This window comes from Candidatus Abyssobacteria bacterium SURF_5 (assembly GCA_003598085.1).
In the GTDB taxonomy this organism is placed as follows: Bacteria; Abyssobacteria; SURF-5; order SURF-5; family SURF-5; genus SURF-5.
Window position 1 is genome coordinate 1 of record QZKU01000104.1, and the last position, 24,798, is coordinate 24,798.

Consider the following 24,798-nt stretch of genomic DNA (forward strand, 5'->3'; position numbering starts at 1 on the left):
CTTCAAACTCGACTTTCGATTCAAATGAAGAGATGAAAATGTAAAATAAACTGTTTCAATAAAATCTCTGCGAAAGCAGGAATCCAGGGTCTGGCAGAATAAGACAAATCCCAATTACGGGATAGCCTCTGAAGCCTGATTTTTGTACCGGACGATCATTTCACGCTCCACGCGGGCGATTTCCAGGTTGAAATACAGCAACGGTTTATGCTATAAAAAAGATAGGAATTAGTGTTAAACCTCAGTGCAATATATCTTAATGACCTCGTGGAGGACTGGCAATGGCTAAAAAAAGGGTTTTCTTTTTTGGTAATGGTAAAGCGGACGGAAACAGAACGTTACGGAATTTATTGGGCGGAAAGGGAGCCGACCTCGCCGAGATGACGAATCTGGGCATCCCCGTTCCCGCCGGCTTTACCATCACTACCGAAGTCTGCATCGAGTACTATAAAAATAAACGGAGATATCCCGAAGGCCTCAGGGAAGAGGTCGAGCGAAATATGGCCAAAGTCGAAAAGGCCATGGGCCGAAAGTATCAGGACGTGAACAATCCTCTCCTGGTTTCGGTTCGATCGGGCGCCCGCGTCTCAATGCCCGGCATGATGGACACCGTCCTCAATATCGGGCTTAACGAGACAACGCTCCAGGGACTGGTCCGGCAGACCGGAAATGAACGGTTCGGGTATGATTCTTACCGGCGCTTTGTTCAAATGTACGGGCACGTCGTGATGGGAGTCGAAGACGACGTCTTCGAGCATCTCATCGATCAGAAGAAGAAAGAAAAAGGCGTGACTCTCGACATCGATCTTGGCGCCGACGATTGGAAAGACCTCTCTCATAAATTCAAAGACGCCATTTATGAAAAGACCGGACAGCCTTTTCCGGAAGAGCCGCAAAAACAGCTGTGGGGAGCTATCGGCGCCGTCTTCGAGTCATGGGAAAACAAGCGGGCCCGAAAATACCGCGAGCTGCATGGAATCCCTCATGACTGGGGCACCGCGGTAAATGTGCAGGCGATGGTTTTCGGAAACATGGGCGACGACTGCGCCACCGGCGTCGCATTCACACGCGATCCCGCCACCGGCGAACGTGTTTTCTACGGCGAGTTCCTGCCCAACGCGCAGGGGGAGGACGTTGTCGCCGGTATTCGGACTCCTCAACCGATAAACAAGGCCAGGAAGACCGACCCCAACATGATCTCGCTCGAGGAGTACATGCCCAGGGTCTACAAGGAACTCGTCCAGATCTATCGGAAGCTGGAGAAACATTTCACGGAAATGCAGGATATCGAGTTCACGATCGAACGCGGTAAACTCTGGATGCTGCAAACGCGCACGGGCAAGCGAACCGTTACCGCAGCCATCAAAATCGCCTCCGATATGGTCAAAGAAGGCCTCATCGACAAGCGAACCGCACTCCTGCGTATACCAACCGGACAGCTCGATCAGTTGCTTCACCCAACCTTCGATCCCAAGGCCGAGCGCGAAGTCATAGCCCGCGGGCTGCCCGCTTCACCAGGCGCAGCGACCGGAAAAATCGTCTTCTCGGCTGAACGGGCCGAGGAACTCTCCGGACTCGGCGAGAAAGTAATTCTCGTCCGCATCGAAACTTCACCGGAGGATATCGGCGGGATGGCCGTCGCACAAGGAATCCTCACTCAACGCGGCGGAATGACTTCCCATGCCGCCGTCGTCGCAAGAGGAATGGGAAAATGCTGTGTCGCGGGATGCGGCAACATTAATATCAATTATGCCAATAGCTCGTTCAGCGTCAATAGCCGGGTCTTTAATGAGGGCGATTCAATCTCTCTCGACGGGACCACCGGCGAGGTCATGGTGGGAGAGGTCAGGACCGTGATCCCGACTCTCGGCGGAGATTTCGGCACCGTCATGAAATGGGCCGACCAGACGCGCCACCTGAAAGTCCGCACCAATGCCGACACGCCTCACGATGCAGCCGTGGCGCGCAGATTCGGCGCCGAAGGCATCGGACTCTGCCGCACAGAGCACATGTTCTTCGAGGGCGACCGCGTCATGGCCGTCCGCGAAATGATCCTGGCATCCGACAAGCCGGGACGAGAAAAAGCGCTTACCAAGCTCTTGCCGATGCAAAAGGGCGACTTCATAGGCATCTTCAAGGAAATGGAGGGCCTGCCGGTCACCATCCGCTTGCTCGACCCACCGCTCCACGAGTTCCTGCCGCATGAGACCGAACAGATCGAGGCCCTTGCGCAAGATATGGGTGTTTCCGTCGATAAGCTAAGGGAGAAGGTTGAGAGCCTGAAGGAATTCAATCCGATGCTCGGCCACCGCGGGTGCCGCCTGGGAATCACCTATCCGGAAATCTACCGCATGCAGACCAGGGCAATAATAGAGGCGGCCTGCGAACTTGCAAAACAAAAAATAAAGGTGATACCGGAAATCATGATCCCGCTCGTCGGCGATGTCAACGAAATCCGAATTCTGAAGCAGGATGTGTTGGATGTCGCCAAACAGGTCATGAAAGAACAGGGAATCAAGGTGAAATTCACCGTCGGCACCATGATCGAAGTGCCGCGCGGCGCAATTACCGCAGACAGAATCGCCGAAGAGGCCGAATTCTTCTCCTTCGGCACCAACGACCTCACACAAATGGCCTATGGGTTCAGCCGCGACGACAGCGTCAAGTTCCTGCAGGATTATCTGGACAAGGGAATCTTCGATAAAGACCCGTTCCAGGTCCTCGACCAGGTGGGCGTAGGCGAGCTGATGAAGATGGCGGTCGAGCGGGGCAGAAGCGTCCGCGGCGACTTGAAACTTGGCATCTGCGGAGAACACGGTGGCGAACCTTCATCCGTCGAATTCTGTCACCGAATCGGGCTCGACTATGTCAGCTGCTCCCCCTACAGGGTGCCAATAGCCCGCCTCGCAGCGGCCCAGGCCGTCATGAGAGACTCACAGCCGGCCAAAGCGCGGCAGGCGCCAAAACAGAAGAAGACAGCGAAAAAAAGAACGGCAGCCGCGGCAAGAAAACGTGCTTCGGCCGCCTCGAAGAAGCGGAGGAAATAGGGGAGTTGCAGTGCGCTGAATAGCGCCTCTATTAATCAAAAATTCTGGCGGCTAAGCTATGAATGCGCCGGAGGGAACTTAAAGTAAAACCTTAAGGTAAAGTATGGAAAACTATGGTATAATTGAATATGTGCAAATTGTGCTGGTGGGCATCTATTGCATCGCCCTCTGGTTCTATCTCGACAGAGCCTTGAAATAAGAAAGAAGGAATCACTCATTTGAACAATAACAAGCGGATCGGGAGGATTCTCTTTTTAATTGCGCTGGTCTCGACGGTTTTAGTTGTTTGGATCGGGTGCGGGCAACAGAGCCCCAAAACGGCTCAACCGAAATCATCGGCGCCGGCGGGGACCGCCGCTTTGGATATTCCTCAAACTGAATACAGGCCGCAAATTGGCACGTACGGCGGCTATCTTATAGACAGCAGCATATCTAATCCAAAGAGCTTCAACCCCATCATTGCGCAGGAAACCTCCACTACCGAACTCACCCAATATATTTTCGAAGGACTCACCCGGATAGACGGCATTACGAACGAGCCCGTCCCGTCCCTCGCGAAAAGCTGGGAGGTATCGGAAGACGGATTGAGCTGGACGCTTCATCTGCGCGAGGATGTGAAATGGAACGATGGCAAGCCGTTAACCGCCGCCGACGTCGTGTTCACGTATAAGCAGCTCATTTACAACAAGGATATTCCAGCGAACAGCCGCGACATTTTTACGCTTGAGGGCAAGGAGTTCGAAGTCAAGAAGCTTGATGCGCATACAGTCGTTTTCACAACGCCTTCGATCTTTGCGCCGTTTCTCCGGGGGCTCACTCAGGCGATCATGCCCAAACACGTGCTCGAGGAGCCGGTAAAGAATGGAGTTTTTAACTCCACTTGGGGTGTCGATTCCAAACCTGAGGCCATTGTGGGAACCGGTCCATTCATGCTTGAGCGATACGAGCCCAGCCAGCGCGTGGTCTTCAAGCGGAACCCCCACTATTGGGACACCGACGCTCAAGGGAATCGGCTTCCGTATCTCGATGGTATCATCGTGCTGATCGTTCCCAACCCTGATGTGGCTCTGTTGAAGTTCCAGGACGGTGAAATCGATTTCTTCGGTCTCCGCGGCTCTGATTTTCCCATCCTCAAGCCGCTTGAAAAGGCGAAAAACTTCACCGTTTTCCGTGTAGGCCCGGCACTCGGGACCAACTTTGTGGTCTTTAACCAGAATCCGGGAAAGAATCCGGAAACCGGAAAGCCGTACCTCGATCCACGGAAGCTGAAATGGTTTACAAACCAGGAATTCAGGAAAGCCGTCGCCTATGCGCTTGACCGGCAGGGGATGATCAATTCTGCGATGAACGGATTGGCGTATCCGCAGCATGCCTCGGTCAGCCCGAGCGCCGGCTTCTTCCATAATCCCAACGTCAAGAAATATGAGTATGAGCCGGAGAAGGCCCGCTCGATTCTGGCCTCGGCAGGTTTTATCGACAGGAACGGCGACGGCTATATCGAAGACTCCGACGGAAACAAGGTGGAATTTAATCTGTTCACAAATGCAGAGAATACCGTGCGCGTCAAGCTGTCGGATATCATACGAAAAGACCTCGAATCCATTGGAATGCAGGTGCATTTTACACCGCTCGAATTCAACAACCTGGTGGACAAAATGAATGCTACCATGGATTGGGACGCCATTCTCCTTGGTCTCACGGGAGGACCAGAGCCTCACTTCGCCAAGAACGTCTGGTATTCATCCGGGCAGCTCCATCTGTGGAACCCGCGCGAGGAGGAACCGGCAACCGAATGGGAAGCCCGGATCGATGAGATTTTCAATCAGGCGGTCAAGGAACTCGATCAGAACAAGAGAAAAGAACTGTATGACGAGTGGCAGTTGATCGTATCGGAGCAACTTCCGCTCATTTACACGGTTTTGCCTGATTCCATTTATGCCGTCCGCAATAAATTCGGCAATTTGCACCCCACAGTTCTCGGAGGTCCTTTCCATAACATCGAGGAGATATACGTCCTCAAGTGAGGCAGTCGTTTCTGAGATGTCTGCGCCCACGAATACGGATCGTGGGCTTCCTTGTGTTTGGAAGCAATTGGTGAAATGAAAGCGTACATAGTTAGAAGATTACTCACTCTCTTCCCGCTGGTGCTTGCGATGTCGTTTGTCACCTTCATGTTCATTCAGTTGGCGCCCGGAGATTATTTCGCCACATTGCGGCTCAACCCGCAGATTTCGGAAGAGACGGTGGCTCGCCTCGAAGCCCAGTATCACATGGACAAGCCTCCTATTGTCCAGTACGGATACTGGCTGAAAAATATCGTTGTATCGGCGCGGCATCTGCGACTCGATCTCGGGTACTCCATCTCGCAAAAGCAGCCTGTCTCCACCGTGATCGCGAGCAGGCTCGTCAATACCCTGCTTCTCTCGATATCCGCGATCCTGATCACGTGGCTCGTGGCGATTCCCATCGGCATTTATTCGGCCGTGCACCAGTACTCCTGGGGCGACAAGTTCTTTTCCGCCCTCGCATTCGTGGGAATGTCGCTGCCGGGGTTCTTCCTCGCGCTGCTCATGCTGTATTATTTCGGGTCCGAATTGGGAATCCTGCCCATCGGCGGCCTGAAAAGCCCCAACTACGACCAGCTCTCGGCGATGGGAAAAGCCGGAGATATGGCGGCCCATTTGGTCATACCGACCGTAGTTCTGGCCATCGGCGGGCTCGCAAGCCTCCAGCGGATCATGCGGGGGAATATGCTCGAAGTGCTGAGAATGCAGTACGTCACCACGGCCAGGGCCAAGGGACTTCCGGAAAAACGGGTGATTTACCGGCATGCGCTTCGCAATGCGATCAATCCAATGGTGACCATTTTCGGATTCGAGCTTTCCAGTTTGCTCAGCGGAGCCGCTCTCCTCGAAATCGTGTGCGGGTATCCCGGCCTCGGTCAGGTGCTGCTCGAAGCGGTACGCAGTCAGGATATTTTCCTGGTGATGGGCAGCATGCTTATAGGAGGCGTCATGCTCATTGTGGGCAATCTGGTCGCCGATGTGCTTCTGGCCATCGTTGACCCACAGGTATCATATCAATGAACGAGCGTGCTCGAGAAACAAAGATGAACCAGCCTGTCTCGCAGACCAGGATAGCCTTGCGCCATCTCCGCCGCCACAAACTGGCCATGATGAGTCTCGGCGTGCTCGTCGTCCTGTACGTCGTGTCGACTTTCGCCGATTTCATCGCGCCCTACGGGTTCGATAACGAAGAGAGAGGCCTCTCGTACTGTCCGCCGATGCAGGTCCATTTCGTTGACGAGAACGGCGATTTTCATTTACGGCCGTTTGTCTATCGGTATTCCTATGCGTTCGACGAATTCTACAATCGCATCTATGTCCAGGACACGTCCGTACGCTATCCGATAAAGTTTTTTGTCGAGGGTGACCGGCACCGCCTCCTGGGCATTATTCCCGTGACAACGCATCTGTTCGGGGTGGATCAGCCGGCACGGCTCTACCTTCTCGGCGCCGACTATCGCGGGCGCGACGTGCTCTCCCGCATCCTGTACGGCAGCCGCGTCTCCCTCTCGATCGGATTTATCGGCGTCGCCATTTCCCTTTTTCTCGGAATGATTATCGGAGGCATCTCCGGATATTTCGGGGGGAAAACCGACAATGCTCTCATGCGCCTGACTGAGATGGTGATGATGATACCCGGCTTTTACCTGATGTTGGCGCTTCGAGCCGCGTTCCCGCCCGGACTGTCTTCGGTCGAAGTGTACCTCATGATCGTTCTCATCATGAGTTTTATCGGGTGGGCCGGCCTGTCGCGCGTCATTCGCGGAATGGTGCTTTCGATTCGCGAAAAAGAATACGTCACTGCCGCGCGCGCATCCGGAGAAAACTCCATGCGCATCATCGTCCGCCACATTTTGCCGAACACCCTTTCATATGTTATCGTGGCGGTGACGCTGAGCATCCCCGGATACATCCTGGGCGAGTCGGCGCTCAGCCTGATCGGGGTGGGCATACAGGAACCATACGCGAGTTGGGGCAACATGCTCAGCGAAGCCATGAATATCGGTGAAATCAAGTTTCATCCATGGATTCTCATTCCTGGAATCTTCATCTTTGTCTCCATCATGGCGTTCAACTTCCTCGGCGATGGGTTGAGGGATGCCTTCGATCCGAGATTGGCTATGGGAGAAGAAAAAGCCTGATGAAACCGCTCCTGCAAGTCAAAGATTTAAAAACTTATTTTTATTCAGATTCAAAGGTGGCCCGCGCCGTCGACGGAGTAAGCTTCCGGATAGGGGAGGGGCGCACCTTTGGTCTGGTCGGCGAAAGCGGATGCGGAAAGAGCATGACCGCCCTCTCCATTCTCAGGCTGGTACCCTCGCCGCCGGGAAGGATCGTGGGCGGCGAAATCATTTTCGAGGACCGAAATTTGCTGAAGTTGTCTGAACCGCAAATGCGGGCGGTCAGGGGCAACGACATCGCCATGATATTCCAGGAACCGATGACCTCGCTCAACCCGGTTTTTACCGTCGGTTATCAGGTGGCTGAAGCGATTCGCCTCCATCGAAAAGTCTCCCGCGCCGAAGCGAAGGCGATGGTGATCGATCTCTTTCGAAAAGTAAAAATTCCTTCGCCCGAGCAGCGGTACAAGGACTATCCGCACCAATTGTCGGGCGGAATGAAACAGCGCGTGATGATTGCAATGGCCATCTCATGCAATCCGAAGCTTCTGATCGCGGATGAGCCGACGACCGCTCTCGATGTCACGATCCAGGCGCAGATTCTCGAACTGCTGAACGATTTGAGGAAAGAGTTCAACATGTCGACGCTCCTGATCACCCACGACCTGGGCGTCATCGCCGAGACGACCGATGATGTGGCAGTCATGTATGCCGGCCAGATCGTCGAGTACGCCACCACCCGCACCCTGTTCACAAATCCGAAACATCCGTATACGATCGGCTTGTTCGGATCGCTTCCGCGAATGGGGGAAAAGGGCGAATCGCTGAGAACAATCGAAGGCTTTGTTCCCGATCCCGGTAATTATCCCGGCGGCTGCCGCTTCGAGCCGCGATGCAGCTATAGTGATGAACCGTGCAGGCGAGTTGAATCCGAGCTTCGCGAAATAGAGCCGGGACATTCTGTCCGCTGCCTGAAAGTGAGAGAATGACTATTCTTTATTGGATCATCAGCGTTAACACCGCCTTCGCTCTTGCATTTGCATTCTGGGTGAGCGCCGACGCGAGACGCAATCGGCGGCCGGCTACCCGCTGGTTCTTCGGATCATTATTGATCGGTGCCGCTTTCGGGGCGCCCAATGGCGCTTTCTCATATCACGTTTTCTATCAGGCGATCGAGCGCGGTCATAGTGCAAAAAGATGGGCCGCATTCTGCGCAGTGTTCTCCTTACCGGCTTTCCTCGCGTTTTGCACATATGACGACTGCGTGTCGCGCGGGATGAATACTATCCTCTGGCCGTCGATCGCATTTGTGCTTGCACTGGCCGGATTTATTCCCTGGGTTTTCTTCCAGATAGCTTACCTGAAATTGCGGTCTCCGGTGACAAGTCCCACGATCACCGTAGATTCGATCAAGGAGCGGTATGCACAACGCCGGCTCCTCCAGCCGGGAGACAACGCGCTGCTGCGCGTAGAAGCGCTCAAGAAGTATTTTCCCGTGCGCGCCGGCGTGTTTGCGCGGACACGAGACTATGTGAAGGCTGTCGACGACGTCAACCTGTTTGTTCGGCCGGGGGAGACTTTGGGTCTGGTAGGGGAGAGCGGCTGCGGCAAAACCACGCTCGGCCGGACGATCCTGCGCCTGATTCCGCCGACTGAAGGACGGGTGTTTTTTGACGGCCTTCCCCTCGAATTGCTTACCGAATCGGAACTGCGCGTGATGCGCAAGGAGATGCAGATCATCTTTCAGGACCCGTTCGGCTCGCTTAATCCGCGGATGAACATCGAGAACATCGTCGGCGAACCGATGACCGTCCATAAAATCGCCGAGGGGACAAGAAGACGCGAAATGGTGGTCCGCCTGCTCGAACGAGTTGGACTCTCAGAAGAACACTTGGAGCGGTATCCACACGAGTTCAGCGGTGGCCAGCGACAGCGCGTCGGAATCGCAAGGAGCCTCGCGCTCAACCCGCGCTTTATCGTCTGTGACGAACCGGTTTCAGCGCTCGATGTCTCGATTCAAGCGCAGATCATTAACCTCTTAAAAGACCTGCAGGATGAATTCGGCATCTCCTATCTCTTCATTGCGCACGACCTGAGAGTCGTCGAATTCATCAGTCACCGCGTCGCAGTCATGTATCTGGGAAAAATTGTCGAACTGGCGACGAGCGAGGAACTGTACCGCAGTCCCCGCCATCCGTATACCGTTGCGCTGATGTCGGCGATCCCAATCCCGGACCCGGAGCGAAAGCGGAAAAGAATTCTGCTCCCGGGAGACGTCCCATCTCCAATCAATCCTCCGCCCGGCTGCAGTTTCCATCCCCGCTGCTTTAACGCGCTTCCCGTCTGCACCTCGGTCGTGCCAGGCCTTATCCAGCACACGCCCGGCCATTACTACGCCTGCCATAACCCGGTGCCGCCCAACGTGCGAGAGCAGAATGGGATTGAGCTCGCAGGCCGCGCTTCCGCCTAGCAGGAGCGCCAGAATCCCGCTATTCCTTCCCACTGGCCAATTTCGGCCACTTTTCATTGCATTATTTTTCGGGTTCGTGTATCATTGACTTATTCTCGAAATGGTGCGGCATAAGGGCAAAAAATGCTCAAGAATGTAAGAATGCGAGCCACCACGCCGACCCGCATCGACTTGGCTGGCGGAACGCTTGATCTTTATCCTCTGTATCTATTTGAGGATGGCGGGATTACAATAAATTTCGCCATCGATCAGTATTGTACGGCGGTTCTTGAGCCAAGGGACGACATGAAAATCATCATTAGATCCCTGGATCAGGCGGTCGAGGAGACCCATGCGGATTCGGCCTCAATTGAGACTGGCGGTCCGCTTGATATTGTTTCGCGAGCTGTCAAATTTTTCCGGCCGAAAAACGGGATTTCCTTGACCACTGAAAACTGCGTTCGCAAGGGATCGGGGCTTGGCGCGTCTTCGTCCTTATTGATCGCCGTTCTCGGCGCATTGAACGAGTTCACGCAATCGGGATATACTCCCGAATACCTCATCGATATCGCGGCCAACCTGGAAGCGCAGTGCATCGGTGTGCCCACCGGCAAACAGGATTATTTTGCGGCCGTCTTCGGTGGAGTCAATGGGCTCTGGTTCGAAGTGCATGGCAATAAGCGTGAAAGTCTTTTGCCGGCTGCCGATTTTCGAGAGCTTGAAAAAAGACTGATCCTCTCGTTTACTGGAGAGCCCAGATTCTCCGGCGCCAGTAACTGGAGCATGTTGAAAAATTATATTGACCGCAATCCGCTGACTCTGAGCGGCATGAAGCATATCAAAGATATTGCGTTCGCAATGCGCTCCTGCGTAGAAGAACGAAATTGGGACAATTTCGCGGCGCTGATCGACCAGGAGTGGCAGAGGAGGCGCCTGTTGGCGGACGGTGTCTCGAACGAAATGATCGAGAAAATCATGTCGGCGGCCCTCAATGCTGGCGCTCTCGCAAATAAATTGTGTGGAGCCGGAGGTGGCGGCTGCATGATAACGGTCATAAATCCCGAGGACAGGACGGAGGTTGAATCGGCGCTCATCTCTGAGGGAGCCGATCTCCTGCCGTTTCACGTCGTTCAAGAAGGGCTGAAAATCGAATATCAACCCATGGAGAAGGCATAAGATGAAATTAGGAACCCTTTACGAAGCACTGCTGACGACAGCTCTGGCCTTCGCAGTATTCGCCTGTTCATCCACCGACAGAATTCGAACTCCCGAGAACCCCGATCCGGTAATAAAAGGCGAGATAACCGAGGAAAAGGTGCAGCAGGCACTCCAACTGAAACTCGATCGAGAAATCAAATTCCTCCAGGAAAACAGCGAGCGCTTTAAACAACAGGTTGTTGCAGTCCCGATGAACAGTACGACCTATTACTACAAGTATTACGACGAGTTTCCCGAGGGTCCTGCAGGAGTAAGAATTACCGTTACTCCGGCCGATTCCCTGTCGTCTGCATACAATGCGACGGCCACATGCCGAAAGGTTCGCTATCAGACACACCTTTCCAAATCGCGAGGGAAAGCGGCCGAGAACGATGATTTCACCAAGGATGAAGGCGTCCAGAAAAATTCTTATATATTTGATGGATCGATCTGGCGGCTACGAAGCTCTATCTTCGAAGTTACAAAGACATCCGTATACAACGAAGATCAGTGGGTAGCTTCGCGGGACCGCATAAGGCGTGTCGAGGAAGAAAAGCCGGAATACTTTGTCGATAAGCTCCGCACGCTTTTCGGTTTATTGGATTAAACAGCGAGGCGGGAAATGATCATCACTTCGCAAAAACCGCTGGAAGAAATAAAGCGGGCGGTCGCGCCCTTTGGCAGGCTTGCTTTGATCGGCTGCGGCGGATGCGCGTCAGTCTGCCAAACCGGTGGAACCAAACAGGTCGAAGAGCTTGCCCGCCGGCTGGACGATAAGGAAATTGTTTTCACATTTCAAATTGAGGAGCCGTGCGATCACCGGGTCCTTACGCGCGAGCTGGCGCGGATAGAGGACCGGCTGGCGCAGGTGGATGCCGTTCTTGTGCTTGCGTGCGGAATCGGGGTTCAACTGATCGGCGCCTCGATCGATAAACCGGTTCTCACTGGATTGGACACGATCTTCCCGGGAGCGGTAATCCATTCGGGCAAGTTCCTCCAAAGCTGCGGCGCCTGTGCTCAATGCCTCCTCAACTCGACCGCCGCCATTTGCCCGCGCACCCTGTGTCCGAAGGGGATCGCCGAAGGTCCTTGTTCTGAAAAAGTTGATGAGAGATGTCCCGTTTATCCGGAAGAGACGTGCGTCTGGATTCGCATTTCAGACAAGCTTGAAAAAGCCGGGACGCCGTCATCTGATTTCCTTCCCCTCGATTGGGCAGCCCGCTCTGTTCGCCGGAAACATCCTGTTCCGTCGGATCAGCAATGAAAATGGAAGAAGCCAATGGAGAAATTAGCAGAGTTCTGCACGCCTGCAGTGCCCCAATTCGCCGATATTATCGGTCAGATGTCACGGCTGAACATGTTTGATTCCATCATTCTGCGAGAAGAAGGTGGAATAGATAAAATTGTAGTGGCGGAAAAGCTGCGCGCGCATATCAACAAAGACTTCTATTTGAAGATATCCTGCTCGGACAAGAACAGGATCGCGCTGAATTGTGAGCTGATCACAGCGGCATCATTGGGCTTTTCCCGACTCGTTCTCGCCGATGGACCGCATCCGCTCAACACCAGATTTCCTTCAGCTAAGCCAGTCTATGACTTTGATGCTCTGAGCCTGCTGCGTATGCTGAAGCAGGCAGGCGTTCCCGATATGACACCGCTTCACAGCCTGGCACCGTGGCGAGTGGCGATCTGCATTGGCGGAACCACCAAATCGGATCTCGCCCGCGCTGAAAAAAGCCTGTCCCTCGGGGCGGATTCGTTCTTCGTCTCTTCAAAAGAGTCGGTGGAACAGTTGCGCCGGATCACCGACAGGCAAATTATCCTGAGCGTGCAGGCCGAAGCGGTCCGAGATTTTTCCTCTGCTGAGAATGAGGCGCAAAAAGCCGGCGCTGACGGGATCAACGTCGTTTTCAATAGCACGGGGGCCGACGCTTGGACGATCTCCTGAAAAAAGAGGGCGAGGTCATTCTCGCAATGGGTAATGAGGCCATCGCCAGGGCAGGGATTGAAGCCGGAATCGGCTACTTCTCGATGTATCCCGGCACCCCGGCCACTGAGATCGGACAGTCTTATGAGAGGCTCCATAGCCGCCTCACCGGCCTGCACATGGAATACAGCGCCAACGAGCACGTCTCGCTGAATGGGGCAATGGGCGCATGCTGGGCCGGAGTGCGGGCGATGACTGCCATGAAGCATGTGGGGCTGAATGTCGCGGCCGAGCCGGCGCATTTTCTGTCGTATACCGGAGTTGACGCCGGATTGGTGATCATTATCGGAAGCGATCCGGGAGCCACCAGTTCGACCGGCGAGCAAGACGATCGATGGTATTCTCTCCACACGCATCTGCCACTGCTCGAGCCCGCAACAATTCAGGAGGCTAAAGATTTCACCGTCGCTGCGTTTGCGCTCTCTGAAAGATACAGTCTGCCGATTGTCGTGAACGCTCCGTCCCGTTTGTGCCATAACATTGGCGATCTTCGCCTCGGCCCGATCACACTGCGGCCGGGCAGGGCAGGATTCCGGCCGAACTACCAAAGATATTTCAACCTGTTCGGACAGGCGGTCGCAAATCATCAAGCCGGCATTGATCGGGTCGAACAATTGAGTCTCTCCGCCGAGTCCCGCGCCTTCAACAGAATAATTCCCGGCGAGGCGTCGTGGGGAGTCATCACTTCCGGAGTCAACTACCTGTACGTCATGGAGGCTCTGGAAATCCTTCGCCTGTTCGATGTGCCGGTTCTCAAGATTGGCATGAGCTATCCCTTTCCGGCTGAACAACTCAATGAATTCACCAAAAATCTCGAGAGGATTGTTGTCGTGGAAGACCTCGAGGGCTTCGTCGAGTTTCAGGTGAAGAAGCACGCCTACGATCTGAAGCTGACGTGCGAGATCCTCGGGAAATCGCTGATTCCTCCGTCGGGCGAGACAACGGTCGACCTTGTCCTCAAATCGCTCAGTTCCGTTTCGGGCTCGGCAATCCCTGCGCCTATACGCGAAGCAGCGGCCATTGGCGACCGCATCGCCTCCGCGATTCCATCCAGGATCGCGACCTTCTGTATCGGTTGCCCGCACCGCGCTTCCGTATATGCGCTCGTAACCGCAACGGATGGCAATGCCATTATCGGAGGAGATATCGGCTGTTATACGATGGCCTCGCTTCCTCCGTTCAAGGCGGCTGAATGGTGTACCTGCATGAACTGCGGCCTGAGCGCCGCCCAGGGAATTGCACACGTAAGCAACGAAAAGAAACTGGTTGCACTCGTTGGAGATTCGACGTTTTTCCACTCGGGAATCCAAAGTCTGCACAATGCGGTCATGAATAAAGCCGACGTCTTGCTGATTATCCTGGACAACCGCTGGATCGCGATGACCGGCCATCAAAGGAGTGCGACGACGGTTTGCGACGTCAGGGGGAACCTGCTGGATGCCATCGATTTGAAGGGGTTCCTGAAGACGCTCGGAGTGCGGCGCGTTCGGACGCTTGACGCCTTTGACGTCCCACGCCTGCGGGCGGCCATCGCAGAGGAACTGAAACGTGACGGCGTCAGGGTGATTATTGCGAGGGGCGAGTGCGCACTCCAAGCACATCGGAGGGAACGCTATCTTCCGGAATCCAACCGGAAATTCTATTCGATCATCCGGGAACGATGCCAGCGGTGCGGACAATGCTATAAAGATTTCGGATGTCCCGCGATTATGGAAGATCAGGGGGAAATTGAGCCATATTATTATATAAATGAAAGCGCATGCGTACGATGCGGCGCATGCAGAACAATATGTCCAAACTCCGCAATTGTGGTTTCCCAGCTTTCTCCGGCTCGCGCCGAAGCACAGGAAACGGTCAGGAGCTGAAATGCCTGTCTATAATGTTTTGATCGCAGGAATAGGCGGGCAAGGGGTTATTACGCTTGGGACCTATCTGAAGAAGGCCGCCTTGAGAAGCGGGCTTCACGTAAGTGGGTCCGAGCGCAGGGGCGGCGCACAGCGGGAAGGCCATGTGTCGTCAATTATCAGATATCAATGGTCGGATGTTCCGGCTGGAGCCGACGAGCGGCACGAAGTGTGTTCGCCTCTTATTCCCTCCGGAGGCGCTCATTTATTGATAGGGCTTGAGCCGCTTGAGGCGCTGCGGGTTTCCCGCCATCTTCAAAAGGATTCCGTGGTCGTTTTGAATCTCTCTCCGATTCCACCCGTTTCGGTCAGGCTCGGGGAGGCGTCTTACCCGCCGGCTGACAAAATTCTGGACATGCTTCGCACTGTGACCGAAAACATCTTCGCCTGGAATCTCACCCAAATAGCCGAGCAGGCGTTCGGAACAGCTCATGCTGCTAATGGCATTTCGCTTGGCATCGCTTCGCGTGTGGCGCCTTTGCCGGTGTCGGAAACCGATCTGATCGACACGATTCGGCAGGAAGGCCGACCTGAGGAACTCGAACACTTCCGTCTGGGAGTTGAGTTAAGCAATGAAAGACGATAGTATCGATCGCGCAATCAACGAGATTGCGGAAAATGTGCTTCTCACCGCCCAGCGCAAACTGCTCAAGCCGCGCATCCAGAACAAGCTGATTTTTGCATTCGTCTCGACCGCCGTTGTCTCGATTGCGCTTTCCACCTATTTCGCCGTCTGGATCACCTCTTTATTGACAGAAAGAGAAATCGAAAAGAAAATCCGCGAGGCAAATGCCGTCGCCCTTTCAATCATCGAAGAGTATGAAGGGCAGGCCTTGCAAAGCCTGACGACGCTGCTGGAGAAGCCGGGGTTCATCGAAACGCTTCGGAAAGAGAAGGTATCCTATGTCTTTACTCCCCCCATAATGAGCGGCAGCGAGATCCCGATCGGGCTCTGGGTTCCCAGCGGACAACCGCTGCCGGCTACCGGGCCCCCAACGCCGATAACACAATTGCCTTCGACTGTCACGAAAACGGTCATGACCGCCGAAGTCGGCGGCATCCAAACGCTGCTGGCCGGCGCAGTGGTTCCTGTCATCGAGGGAGATCGCTCCTATGGAACCATTGCAATAGGATATGCACTCGGAAAGAGCTTCGCTCAAGATATCGAAATCATCACCGGCGTCGATATACGCATCTTCCACGAGAAAATTCCCGCCGGGCCTTCCAGTATCTATTTTGAGGGAAGCAGCGCCGGTCTTCCCGCCGACGCGCACGAGGAAATCGAACAGATTGCAAAGATAATGCTCAATAAGCGCGAGCTTATGCTGGTGGTGGAAGGCCATACCGATTCGATCGGCGCCGAAAGAGATAACTATCGCCTCGGACGCAGACGCGCCGAAGCAGTCAAAGACGCTCTCGTCGAGGCGGGAATAGAAGAGTTTAGGATTCAGACGATTAGCTTTGGCGAAAGTCGCGCCTCCGCCCCGGAAACCAGTGAAGAAGGGCTGGCGCTGAATCGAAGAGTCGAATTGGAATTCAAGACTCATGAAGACCCGCTGGTCGGCGCGATTAAAGACCTGCCAATGACTTCCGCGATAAAGCAGAGCATCTCGGTGCATAAACAATCCTATTACGATCAAGGCGCATTCTTGAAAGGAGAACCATATCGCGCGATCTATCAGCCCCTGGTTGGCTATGGCGGGAAGGTGCTGGGATTGATCTTCGCCGGCATCCCCAGAAAATATACATTCGCAGCCACCGTCACCACCTGGTATTTTTTCCCGCTTATCCTCCTGGCGGGCTTCGCCCTTGCATCGGCTATCGGATACACAATTTCGCGCGGGATCTCGCAGCCGATCAGGATTCTCTACCGTAAGGTGCTCGCCGTTGCCTACGGAGACCTCGACCAGCACTTCGATGCGCGAACGAAAGACGAAATCGGCGACCTGGGCCGCGCCTTTAATATTATGACGATGAAGTTGCACCAGCTCCGTGAGCTCGAGCACGAAATGCAGAGGAGAAATCGACTTGCGGCGCTGGGTGAGCTGTCGGCAGGCGTCGCACATGAAATCCGTAATCCGCTCGGGATCATCAAGAACTCCGCAGAAATGCTTCGAGACCGCATCCAGGATGACGCCAAGCGGCGGGAACTCACGGATTTCATCGTCGAAGAGGTCGCTCGACTCAATAAGGTGGTAACTGATTTTCTGCTTTTTGCGCGACCGCTGGAGCCCGATCTCGAGCCGGTGGATATTAATACCGTTCTTGAGCATACGCTGGCATTTCTCAAATCTGATTCGCGACCGGATCAAGTTCGGATTGAGAGAAAACTGGCTGAAGGCCTGCCCAAAGTGCTGGCCGACCCGGAACAGTGCCGCCAGGTTTTCTTGAATCTGTTTATGAACGCTTTCCAGGCAATGAACGGCAAGGGAACAATATCCGTGGAAACCAGGCCTTCGCCACAACCACCTTTATTTCCCGAGCGAACTCCCGAATCAAACGATTATTCGCCGGCCTTTCCTTCCTCCTCCGTTCAGGAACCGAAGAAAATGGTGGATGTCGTGATCTCCGATACGGGAACGGGCATTCAGACCGAATTGTTGCCGCGGATTTTCGACCCGTTTTTCTCTACCAAAGATGAAGGGGCCGGCCTCGGTTTGTCGTTGGTACACAAAATTATCGAGAACCACAACGGACGCATAAAGGTTACGAGCAAACCCGGCGCGGGCACAACTTTTATAATCTCCTTGCCAGTGGCTTCGAACGAAGAAAGAGGATGATAAGTCTGCTATGCCGCCTAAATTGCTTGTTGTCGATGATGAAGTGAAGATGAGACGAGTCCTCCAACTGTTTTTCGAGGATTCCGGATATGTGGTGGATCAGGCCGAGAATGGGGAAGAGGCACTGCAGGAACTGGATTCCTCGCGCCCGGATCTGGTTATTTGCGACATGCGAATGCCCCGAATGAATGGAATGGAGCTGCTGCGCCGTATCAAACTAAAATCGCCGGAACTCCCGGTTATCCTCATGACTGCGTACGGGGAAGTCAAGACGGCCGTCGAAGCGATGAAACTCGGCGCCGAAAGCTACGTGACAAAGCCCCTCGATATGGAGGAACTTCGTATCCTGGTGGGCCGGGCCATAGAGAAAACCTCGCTGATCAAAGAGAACCTTCAATTGAGAGCTCAACTCGATTCGAGATTCGATCTCAGCAATTTTGTCGGTGAATCGCAGGTGATGCGGCAGGTTTTCAAGCTGATCGACCAGGTCGCCCCAACGAATACCACCGTCCTTGTGACCGGGGAGAGCGGCACCGGCAAGGAACTTGTTGCTCGCGCCATCCATTCTAAAAGCAACCGCCGCCAAAAAGCTTTTGTCGTTGTCAACTGCGCCGCTCTTTCGGAACATCTGCTCGAAAGCGAACTATTCGGCCATGTCAAAGGCGCCTTCACCGGCGCTCACAGCGACAGACAAGGACGATTCGAATTGGCCGATGGCGGTACCCTTTTTCTCGATGAACTCGCCCTCATGTCAATTCCTCTGCAGGGCAAACTGCTGCGCGTGCTGCAAGAAAAGGAATTTGAACCCGTCGGCGGCGCCAAAACGATCAAGGTGGATGTGCGGATTATTGGCGCCACGAACAAAAATCTCGAACGGCTGCTGGAAGAAAAGACTTTTCGAGAGGACCTGTACTACCGGCTCAATGTAGTCGAAATACGTCTGCCACCGCTTAGGGAACGAAAAGAAGATATTCATCTTTTGCTCGCTTACTGCATAAATAACCTGAATCGTGAACTCGGGAAGTCTGTCAAAGGCCTTTCCGAAGAGGCATACAAACTGTTCCTCGAGTACGACTGGCCCGGCAACGTTCGGGAAATGGAAAATCTGATCGAACGCGCCATGGTCCTTGGAAAATCAGATGTGCTTGGACCTGAAAATTTCCCGGCTCAAATAAGGCGCCAGCGCGAGCAAATAGATTCTCCAAAAAACCTCTTGGGGCAATTGAAGCTTCCTGATGCCGGGATCTCTCTCATTGAAACCGTTGAGGAAATGGAAAAGAGGCTTATACAAGAGGCGCTGGAAAAAACGAATGGAAACAAAACGAAAGCAGCAGAGTTGCTTGGAGTTACAAGGAAGATCATGAGGTACAAGGTAGAGAAGTACGGTCTCGCCAATTACAAAGATGACCTTGATGGGGTTTGATTACATTGTGCCGGTCTTTTTGGCCCATTTTTCATAAGCCTTTGCAACAAATAGTTTTATCGTAGTTTTTCATCAAAAATGAGAAGTTCAAGCGGCCGAAAATGGTCGGAATGGCAACCAAGAGCCGTATAGCCATACAGAGAAATAAACGTTGTAAGTCACGATGGATACAAGGTTTGCTGTATTTCATCAAGTTCATTCCCCCCTTTTTCAAAGATGGTATAGTTATTGCTTTTATCTGTTCTCTAATTTAGAGTGTATCGATTTGTGAATATTCGGTTTAAAGGAGATAATTGAGGAGGTAAGATGTTAAGATCCCTTTGGGCGCCTGTGGTAAGCGAGAAACCTCAGAATGGCTTGCAAATACTTGCTCCAAGAGGGTTTATTCATTATACAGCTGTGATTGGAAAGGATGTAGTTCTTGGAAAAGATGTAGTTGTCGGACCTTTTGTAGTCATCGATAATGGAACGGAAATTGGAGACGAAGTAGAAATAGGACCTCATGTATCCATAGGACAACTGGTAAAAATCGGGTCCGGAACCGTAATTCACCCGCACGTTTCGATCCGGGAAAAAGTCGAAATCGGACAAAATGTCGTGATCAACAGCGGCACCGTTATTGGCAGCGACGGATTCGGGTTTACCAACAGCGGCGGAAAAAATTATAAGATCCCACAGTTGGGGACCGTAGTAATAGAGGACGACGTTTGGATCGGATCCAATGTTACAATAGATCGGGCCACCGTTGGCGCAACAAGGGTGAGACGCTCGGCCCAGATCCACAACCTCGTGCAAATAGGCCATAACGTCGATATCGGCGAAGAGACAATCGTGAGGCCGAGAGTCGGCATCGCGGGAAGCACTACCATCGGCTCCGAAACTTATGTCGGCGAGCAAGCCGGCATCATCAATCATATCGAAATCGGCCGCAGAGTTACCGTGCATCCATTCTCAGGCATCACCAAGAAAGTGGGCGATGGCGAGAGCGTGATGGGTGCTCCGGCAAGGCCGCTCGAGGTGGAAAAGTCGGTCCAGTCATTCCTGTTGGAACTGCCTGACCTCGCAAGAAATATCCAGTCCCTCAAAAGAAAATTCCTGCCGGATAACGGGCAGACGGAATAACACTGTATCCTTTCCATCCGGACGCGTCTCCGAATTCTCAGGAGCGCGTCCGGCTTTTTTTGCCCCCTAAAAGCAGCGTAATCCCTTTTATTGCAAAGAGTTAAATGGCAGCCACTTTTTCGATTGACACTACTCTCCCATTTGTGTATAGTTTATCAGATTCAAAGATGAGCTTTATTAGTCCCCGATGGAACTGCAGTCTTTATCCCGTCTCAGGACACTCTTATTGTACTGACTGATTAGTGATTTGGGGCTAAGTTCACCCTATGGAGAGGCAGTGGAAATGTATAATTTCTCTTTCCATATGAAGCAGTTGATCAAGGACATTTCGCGCAGTTGTCGAGAGCTTCGTCACATTGACAGCAAGAAATTATTAGTCGCAATATCACACTCGAGGAATAATAAGAAGTATGGATTGCAGGCGAAACTCGTTCCACTCAAATTTCAGGGCGGCCGCCGGGTCATTCGTGCCAGCGGCGACTGGTACTGCAAGATGCCCCCGCTCAAATACGAGGGCGAAGATATTCTTTATGTAATCTATTTCTGCCTTCCTCGTTTCCAGAACCTTGACTTCAAAGAAAAGTTGACCATCGTTTTTCACGAATTGTACCACATCAATCCCATGTTTAACGGCGATATTCGCCGGTTCCCCGGCAAATTCTATCAACATACGCGCTCCGAGAAAGAATACGATCAGACAGTTCAGACGTTGTCGCAAAATTATATTCGCACCACTCGCCGCAAGTGGTTGACCAACTTTCTCCTTTACAGCCATGATGAGTTGCGGCGGAAGTACGGGGATATCACCGGTCTGAACCTTCGCTTGCCCGAACCCATCTTATTCAAAAGAAACAAAGCAAGAGCGGAATAGGAACGGCCGCTTTGGAAAGAAACGAAATTCAAAACACGTACAGAATCATCGGCCGCACTGACGAACTGGCGGCGGCAATTGCCTGCATTCACCTGAATAAGAATCTCCTGATCGAAGGCCCCGTGGGAGTGGGGAAGACTGTGTTGGCTCTGGCGGCGGCTCGCCACCTGGGCAGACCTTTCTTCCGGGTTGATGGCGACGAGCGATATTCTGAACAAAAGCTTACGGGATGGTTTGATCCCCCAATCGTGCTCGCCAAGGGTTACAACCACGAGGCCTTCATTCCCGGACCGTTGACCCAGGCAATGCTTGAATCCGGTATTCTCTTCATAAACGAACTGAATAGAATGCCTGAAGCAGTGCAAAACGTCCTGTTGCCAAGCCTGGACGAACGATACCTCGCGATTCCCAAGTACGGAGATATCCGGGCAAAAAAACAGTTCACCGTTATAGCCACCCAAAATCCACGCGAGTTTATCGCCACGAGTCACCTGAGCGAGGCGCTCCGCGACCGATTCGAGCTGATCGTGCTCGATTATCAGCCCGCCGATGAAGAAATTGAAATCGTCCGCCTCAACCTTTCCGACGGCGCCCGTACAATTGACTATTTGATCCACGAAGCTGTTAGCATCGTTCGCGCAACACGCGAGTCTCCCAAGATCAGGCGCGGCGCAAGCGTAAGAGCGGCGATCAGTATGGTTGAATTGGCCGGCCAATTCAATACTCCGGATGCTCTCAAGAAAGCGGCTCGAATCGCTTTGCCAACTCGAATCGAGCTAGCCGACGATATCCATGAAGACGTGCGTGATCTGATTGATGCTCTGGTCGAAAATGTAAAAAAAAAGACCTGAAATCGGATCTCTTCTCAAATAGACGAAGTAAATCGGGCAACCTCCTCAAACTCGACCCGCCGAATGCACCCTTCAATCCACGAGATCTCGAATTTATTTCTGAATTCGGTGAAGCAGGGGATGATGATTTTGCGTGGAGAATAGCAACACAGTACCATGAAATATATCCACGGCTCCGTCACGACTTGCAAAAACTGAATTTCGTCCGTGCTTCAGCCGTTCGCGCAGTCCTTGCACGCGCCCGAGCCGCTATCGGTTCATCCAAAAAGGAGACGAAGAGGGCATTTGCCTCCTCTCAGGAAAAGCCCTACTGCGAATTGGACCTTGACAAAACCGTCGAGCAGGTTCTCGGAAAGCCGTTCCCCGAGCCAAGTGACCTCTGCGTCGAATATAAAGAACAGAAAAGGTTCGATTGCGCCCTTATCCTCGACACCTCTTTGTCCATGTCCGGAACAAAACTGGCGCTTCTTGCGGTCGCCGCCGCCGTCGTAGCTCTCAAACTGCCATCCGAAGATTTTTCCGTCGTCTCTTTCGAATCCAGCGCGCGGATTATCAAAACCATTCGCAAGTCGCTGGCAGTTGAGAAGTTAATAATAAAGCTCCTCGAGGTTCCCGCCGCCGGCTATACGAATATTCGGGCTGGCCTCGATGAGGGACTCAAGCAACTCAAACTTGGGCGCCGCCCGGATCGCCTCGGAGTCCTGCTCTCGGATGGCAAGTATACCCTCGGCGAAGATCCGCTTATAGCCGCGGCACGCTTTCCGCGCCTGCATGTGGTCGCGCTCGGGGACTTCAACGTAGATCCCGAATTCTGCGCATCGATGGCTTCAGCCGGAAAAGGGCGACTCTACGAAGCGCCATCCTTTGAGGGCCTGCCTCGCGTCCTGCATCGGCTGCTCGTCGACCTGCTTACCTGATCGAACGCCTCCACCGCAACATGCTTTACCCTGAACTTTAGCACCAGCATCTCGGAAGAACCCTTTGGCCGCAGCCTTCAAGCGCGACGCCAGTCGATTAACTCCGACTTTTCGGCTGTGCGGTCGCCTCGGTGTCTATGGCGGCGTTGCCAGAAACACGCATTCCGGAATGTCTGATAATATATCTTATGTCTACTAGAGCGCGGCCCGGTCAATTCACAGCAAGTGCTCCAAGCGCCAAAGCTTTCAGCATTTCCCCAGTTTCATCGCCAAAGGCGAGAATCCATCGCGAAAGGCATCACGAAATACACCTGAACTAAAAGATGAACCCGGATGCTCTAAGAATAACTATGAGCGTACCTTACAAAGTATCTCCCGGCACATCCGACGCTCGGGGCGATCTTTTTTTGTCCATGGAAATGCGAAAGTGGCGGCGTCTCATGATGATACATGAAGAAAAGGAAGAAAAGTTAGCCGGAGATCAGGGCAAACGAAGGGCGGGAAACGGAAAGGAATGGTTGAGCCTTTAATGGCAGCTTGAGCAACTCGAGGAGGTGCATGATCCGCAACCGGAGGAACCCGTGGAAGTGACGGTCTTTCCCCCGACGGAGAAGCCGAACCTGGAGACGCACTTCTTCACTCGTTTGCTCTGGCACTTTTCGCACCGGGGAAACGTTGAACTGGAGCTCTGCAGAAGCGCTTCAAAAGAGTGGTGGCATTTCTGACATTCAAATTCATAGATAGGCATGAATCGGTACTCCCCTTCTTCTTGAGGAGCGGGAAACGGGATTCGAACCCGCGACTTTCAGCTTGGGAAGCTGACACTCTACCAGCTGAGTTATTCCCGCATCGATAAAAGTATTATAAGCGGTTGATCGAAAAATTGCAAGAAGGGGCGGGAAGAACGCCGTGCTGAAGTCATCAAGGGCTGAAGCGCGTGATTTCAAGGAACTCTTGATAGCGTGAGTGAATCTGTTCTGTGGAGAGATCAATCAGGCGGTCCACTCCGAAAAGTTCTACCGTAAAGGAGGCCAGGACGCTCCCATAGACAATTGCGCGCCGGATGGTAAAATCATCTATATCCCCACTCTGCGAGAGGTAACCCATAAACCCGCCGGCAAAGGAATCGCCCGCTCCCGTCGGGTCGTTGACCGACTCGAGCGGGTAGGCTGGAGCGGAGAAATGGCTGTGAGGCGTGAAAAAGAGGCAGCCGTGCTCTCCTTTTTTGATGATGACCCGGCGGCAGCCCATCTCGTGGATCTGTCGCGCCGCCTTTGCCAGATTCGGCTCCTGTGCGAGTTCACGGGCCTCAGAATCATTCAGAACGATGGCGTCGACGCGCTTGATGAGCCTGCACAGCGTGTCGCGCTCGTTCTCGATCCACAGGTTCATCGTATCACACGCGATGAAAACCGGGTCTGAAATTTGATCGAGCACCTCGAGTTGGAGGCTCGGGTGTATGTTTCCCAGAAAGACGAACTGCGAATTCTTGTATGCGCTGGGTAGGCGCGGATGAAAATTCTCAAAGACATTGAGGTGCGTGGCCAGTGTGTCGCGCTGGTTGAGATCGTAGCCGTATTTACCGGTCCATCGGAATGTTTTTCCTTGCTGTACTTCGAGTCCCCGCAGGTCGAGGGAACAGGCGGTAAGAAGCTCCATATGCTCCGCAGGAAAGTCATTTCCGACAACGGCGACAAGGCGTGGCTGATTGAAATATCTCGCCGCGAGAGCAAAGTAAACGGCCGAGCCGCCAAGAGCTTCGTTATTCTCTCCGAACGGCGTAATAACCGTATCCAAAGCGACGGATCCTACAATAAGAACGGACATACCTTCTCCTCGCTTGACGTCATAGGAGTTCGCAACAGGAAATTTAATGCGGTCCTGCAGGGACAGCGGATGATTCGATCCTATCATATCCGATCGCAGAATGCAATGAAAGGAGCAGGCTTGGTAGGGCTTACGCATCTAAATATAGCGTCCTAAATAATTGCGCATAATTTCCTAAGGGTCTGGTTAGGTTTGCGCCATGAATGAAACTGCGTGCAGACGGTCTCGATCAGCTCT

21 protein-coding genes and 1 tRNA gene are annotated in these 24,798 nt (G+C 53.3%); 19 read left to right on the top strand and 3 right to left on the bottom strand.

Annotated elements, in window-relative coordinates:
* The first annotated feature begins 281 nt into the window (after positions 1–281).
* From C4520_14705 to C4520_14795, 19 genes are all read left to right on the top strand, one after another.
* Positions 282–3,047 carry a pyruvate, phosphate dikinase gene (locus C4520_14705; protein ID RJP18249.1) on the top strand — a complete coding sequence of 922 codons (2,766 nt, stop codon included), beginning with the start codon at positions 282–284 and terminating at the stop codon, positions 3,045–3,047.
* A gap of 209 nt (positions 3,048–3,256) precedes the next feature.
* The gene (locus C4520_14710; GenBank protein ID RJP18250.1) at positions 3,257–5,071 is read left to right on the top strand and encodes an ABC transporter substrate-binding protein; all 1,815 of its coding nucleotides are present in this window, start codon (positions 3,257–3,259) and stop codon (positions 5,069–5,071) included.
* 75 nt (positions 5,072–5,146) lie between these two features.
* Positions 5,147–6,133: an ABC transporter permease gene (locus C4520_14715; protein ID RJP18251.1), complete on the top strand. Its 987-nt coding sequence runs from the start codon at positions 5,147–5,149 to the stop codon at positions 6,131–6,133.
* A gap of 23 nt (positions 6,134–6,156) precedes the next feature.
* Positions 6,157–7,254 (top strand): ABC transporter permease, encoded by a 1,098-nt coding sequence (locus tag C4520_14720; protein ID RJP18268.1) that lies wholly within the window; start codon positions 6,157–6,159, stop codon positions 7,252–7,254.
* Entirely contained in the window at positions 7,251–8,222 is a 972-nt protein-coding gene (locus tag C4520_14725; GenBank protein ID RJP18267.1) for an ABC transporter ATP-binding protein, read from the top strand. The genes C4520_14720 and C4520_14725 overlap by 4 nt, the downstream gene beginning before the upstream one ends.
* Before the next feature lie 287 nt (positions 8,223–8,509).
* Positions 8,510–9,703, top strand: a complete 1,194-nt coding sequence (locus tag C4520_14730; GenBank protein ID RJP18269.1) for an ABC transporter ATP-binding protein — start codon at positions 8,510–8,512, stop codon at positions 9,701–9,703.
* 123 nt (positions 9,704–9,826) lie between these two features.
* Complete coding sequence (locus C4520_14735; protein ID RJP18252.1) at positions 9,827–10,858, top strand: hypothetical protein; 1,032 nt, start codon at positions 9,827–9,829, stop codon at positions 10,856–10,858.
* Position 10,859: 1 nt separating this feature from the next.
* The gene (locus C4520_14740; protein RJP18253.1) at positions 10,860–11,486 is read left to right on the top strand and encodes a hypothetical protein; all 627 of its coding nucleotides are present in this window, start codon (positions 10,860–10,862) and stop codon (positions 11,484–11,486) included.
* 15 nt (positions 11,487–11,501) lie between these two features.
* Positions 11,502–12,143, top strand: a complete 642-nt coding sequence (locus C4520_14745; protein RJP18254.1) for a 5,10-methylenetetrahydrofolate reductase — start codon at positions 11,502–11,504, stop codon at positions 12,141–12,143.
* Between the two features lie 15 nt (positions 12,144–12,158).
* Positions 12,159–12,827 carry a hypothetical protein gene (locus C4520_14750; GenBank protein ID RJP18255.1) on the top strand — a complete coding sequence of 223 codons (669 nt, stop codon included), beginning with the start codon at positions 12,159–12,161 and terminating at the stop codon, positions 12,825–12,827.
* Positions 12,812–14,731 (top strand): indolepyruvate ferredoxin oxidoreductase subunit alpha, encoded by a 1,920-nt coding sequence (locus C4520_14755; GenBank protein ID RJP18256.1) that lies wholly within the window; start codon positions 12,812–12,814, stop codon positions 14,729–14,731. Before C4520_14750 ends, C4520_14755 begins: the two co-directional genes overlap by 16 nt.
* Positions 14,616–15,356, top strand: coding sequence for a hypothetical protein (locus tag C4520_14760; GenBank protein ID RJP18257.1), 741 nt, complete (start codon positions 14,616–14,618; stop codon positions 15,354–15,356). The genes C4520_14755 and C4520_14760 overlap by 116 nt, the downstream gene beginning before the upstream one ends.
* Complete coding sequence (locus C4520_14765; protein ID RJP18258.1) at positions 15,343–17,550, top strand: HAMP domain-containing protein; 2,208 nt, start codon at positions 15,343–15,345, stop codon at positions 17,548–17,550. The genes C4520_14760 and C4520_14765 overlap by 14 nt, the downstream gene beginning before the upstream one ends.
* 10 nt (positions 17,551–17,560) lie before the next feature.
* Positions 17,561–18,973 carry a sigma-54-dependent Fis family transcriptional regulator gene (locus C4520_14770; protein RJP18259.1) on the top strand — a complete coding sequence of 471 codons (1,413 nt, stop codon included), beginning with the start codon at positions 17,561–17,563 and terminating at the stop codon, positions 18,971–18,973.
* Between the two features lie 306 nt (positions 18,974–19,279).
* Positions 19,280–20,095: a UDP-3-O-(3-hydroxymyristoyl)glucosamine N-acyltransferase gene (locus tag C4520_14775; GenBank protein RJP18260.1), complete on the top strand. Its 816-nt coding sequence runs from the start codon at positions 19,280–19,282 to the stop codon at positions 20,093–20,095.
* A 283-nt stretch (positions 20,096–20,378) separates the two neighbouring features.
* Positions 20,379–20,966 carry a hypothetical protein gene (locus tag C4520_14780; GenBank protein ID RJP18261.1) on the top strand — a complete coding sequence of 196 codons (588 nt, stop codon included), beginning with the start codon at positions 20,379–20,381 and terminating at the stop codon, positions 20,964–20,966.
* Positions 20,936–21,817, top strand: coding sequence for a MoxR family ATPase (locus C4520_14785; GenBank protein ID RJP18262.1), 882 nt, complete (start codon positions 20,936–20,938; stop codon positions 21,815–21,817). The genes C4520_14780 and C4520_14785 overlap by 31 nt, the downstream gene beginning before the upstream one ends.
* A 185-nt stretch (positions 21,818–22,002) precedes the next feature.
* Positions 22,003–22,734, top strand: a complete 732-nt coding sequence (locus C4520_14790; protein ID RJP18263.1) for a VWA domain-containing protein — start codon at positions 22,003–22,005, stop codon at positions 22,732–22,734.
* A gap of 350 nt (positions 22,735–23,084) precedes the next feature.
* Positions 23,085–23,264, top strand: coding sequence for a hypothetical protein (locus C4520_14795; GenBank protein ID RJP18264.1), 180 nt, complete (start codon positions 23,085–23,087; stop codon positions 23,262–23,264).
* Here the strand turns inward: C4520_14795 and C4520_14800 are convergent.
* The 3 genes from C4520_14800 to C4520_14810 all read right to left on the bottom strand — a co-directional run bounded on the left by C4520_14800 (position 23,261) and on the right by C4520_14810 (position 24,561).
* Positions 23,261–23,482, bottom strand: coding sequence for a zinc ribbon domain-containing protein (locus C4520_14800; GenBank protein ID RJP18265.1), 222 nt, complete (start codon positions 23,480–23,482; stop codon positions 23,261–23,263). The genes C4520_14795 and C4520_14800 overlap by 4 nt on opposite strands.
* Before the next feature lie 24 nt (positions 23,483–23,506).
* A tRNA-Gly gene (locus C4520_14805) sits at positions 23,507–23,582 on the bottom strand.
* A gap of 73 nt (positions 23,583–23,655) precedes the next feature.
* Positions 23,656–24,561 carry a sugar kinase gene (locus C4520_14810; GenBank protein RJP18266.1) on the bottom strand — a complete coding sequence of 302 codons (906 nt, stop codon included), beginning with the start codon at positions 24,559–24,561 and terminating at the stop codon, positions 23,656–23,658.
* Between the last annotated feature and the right edge of the window lie 237 nt (positions 24,562–24,798).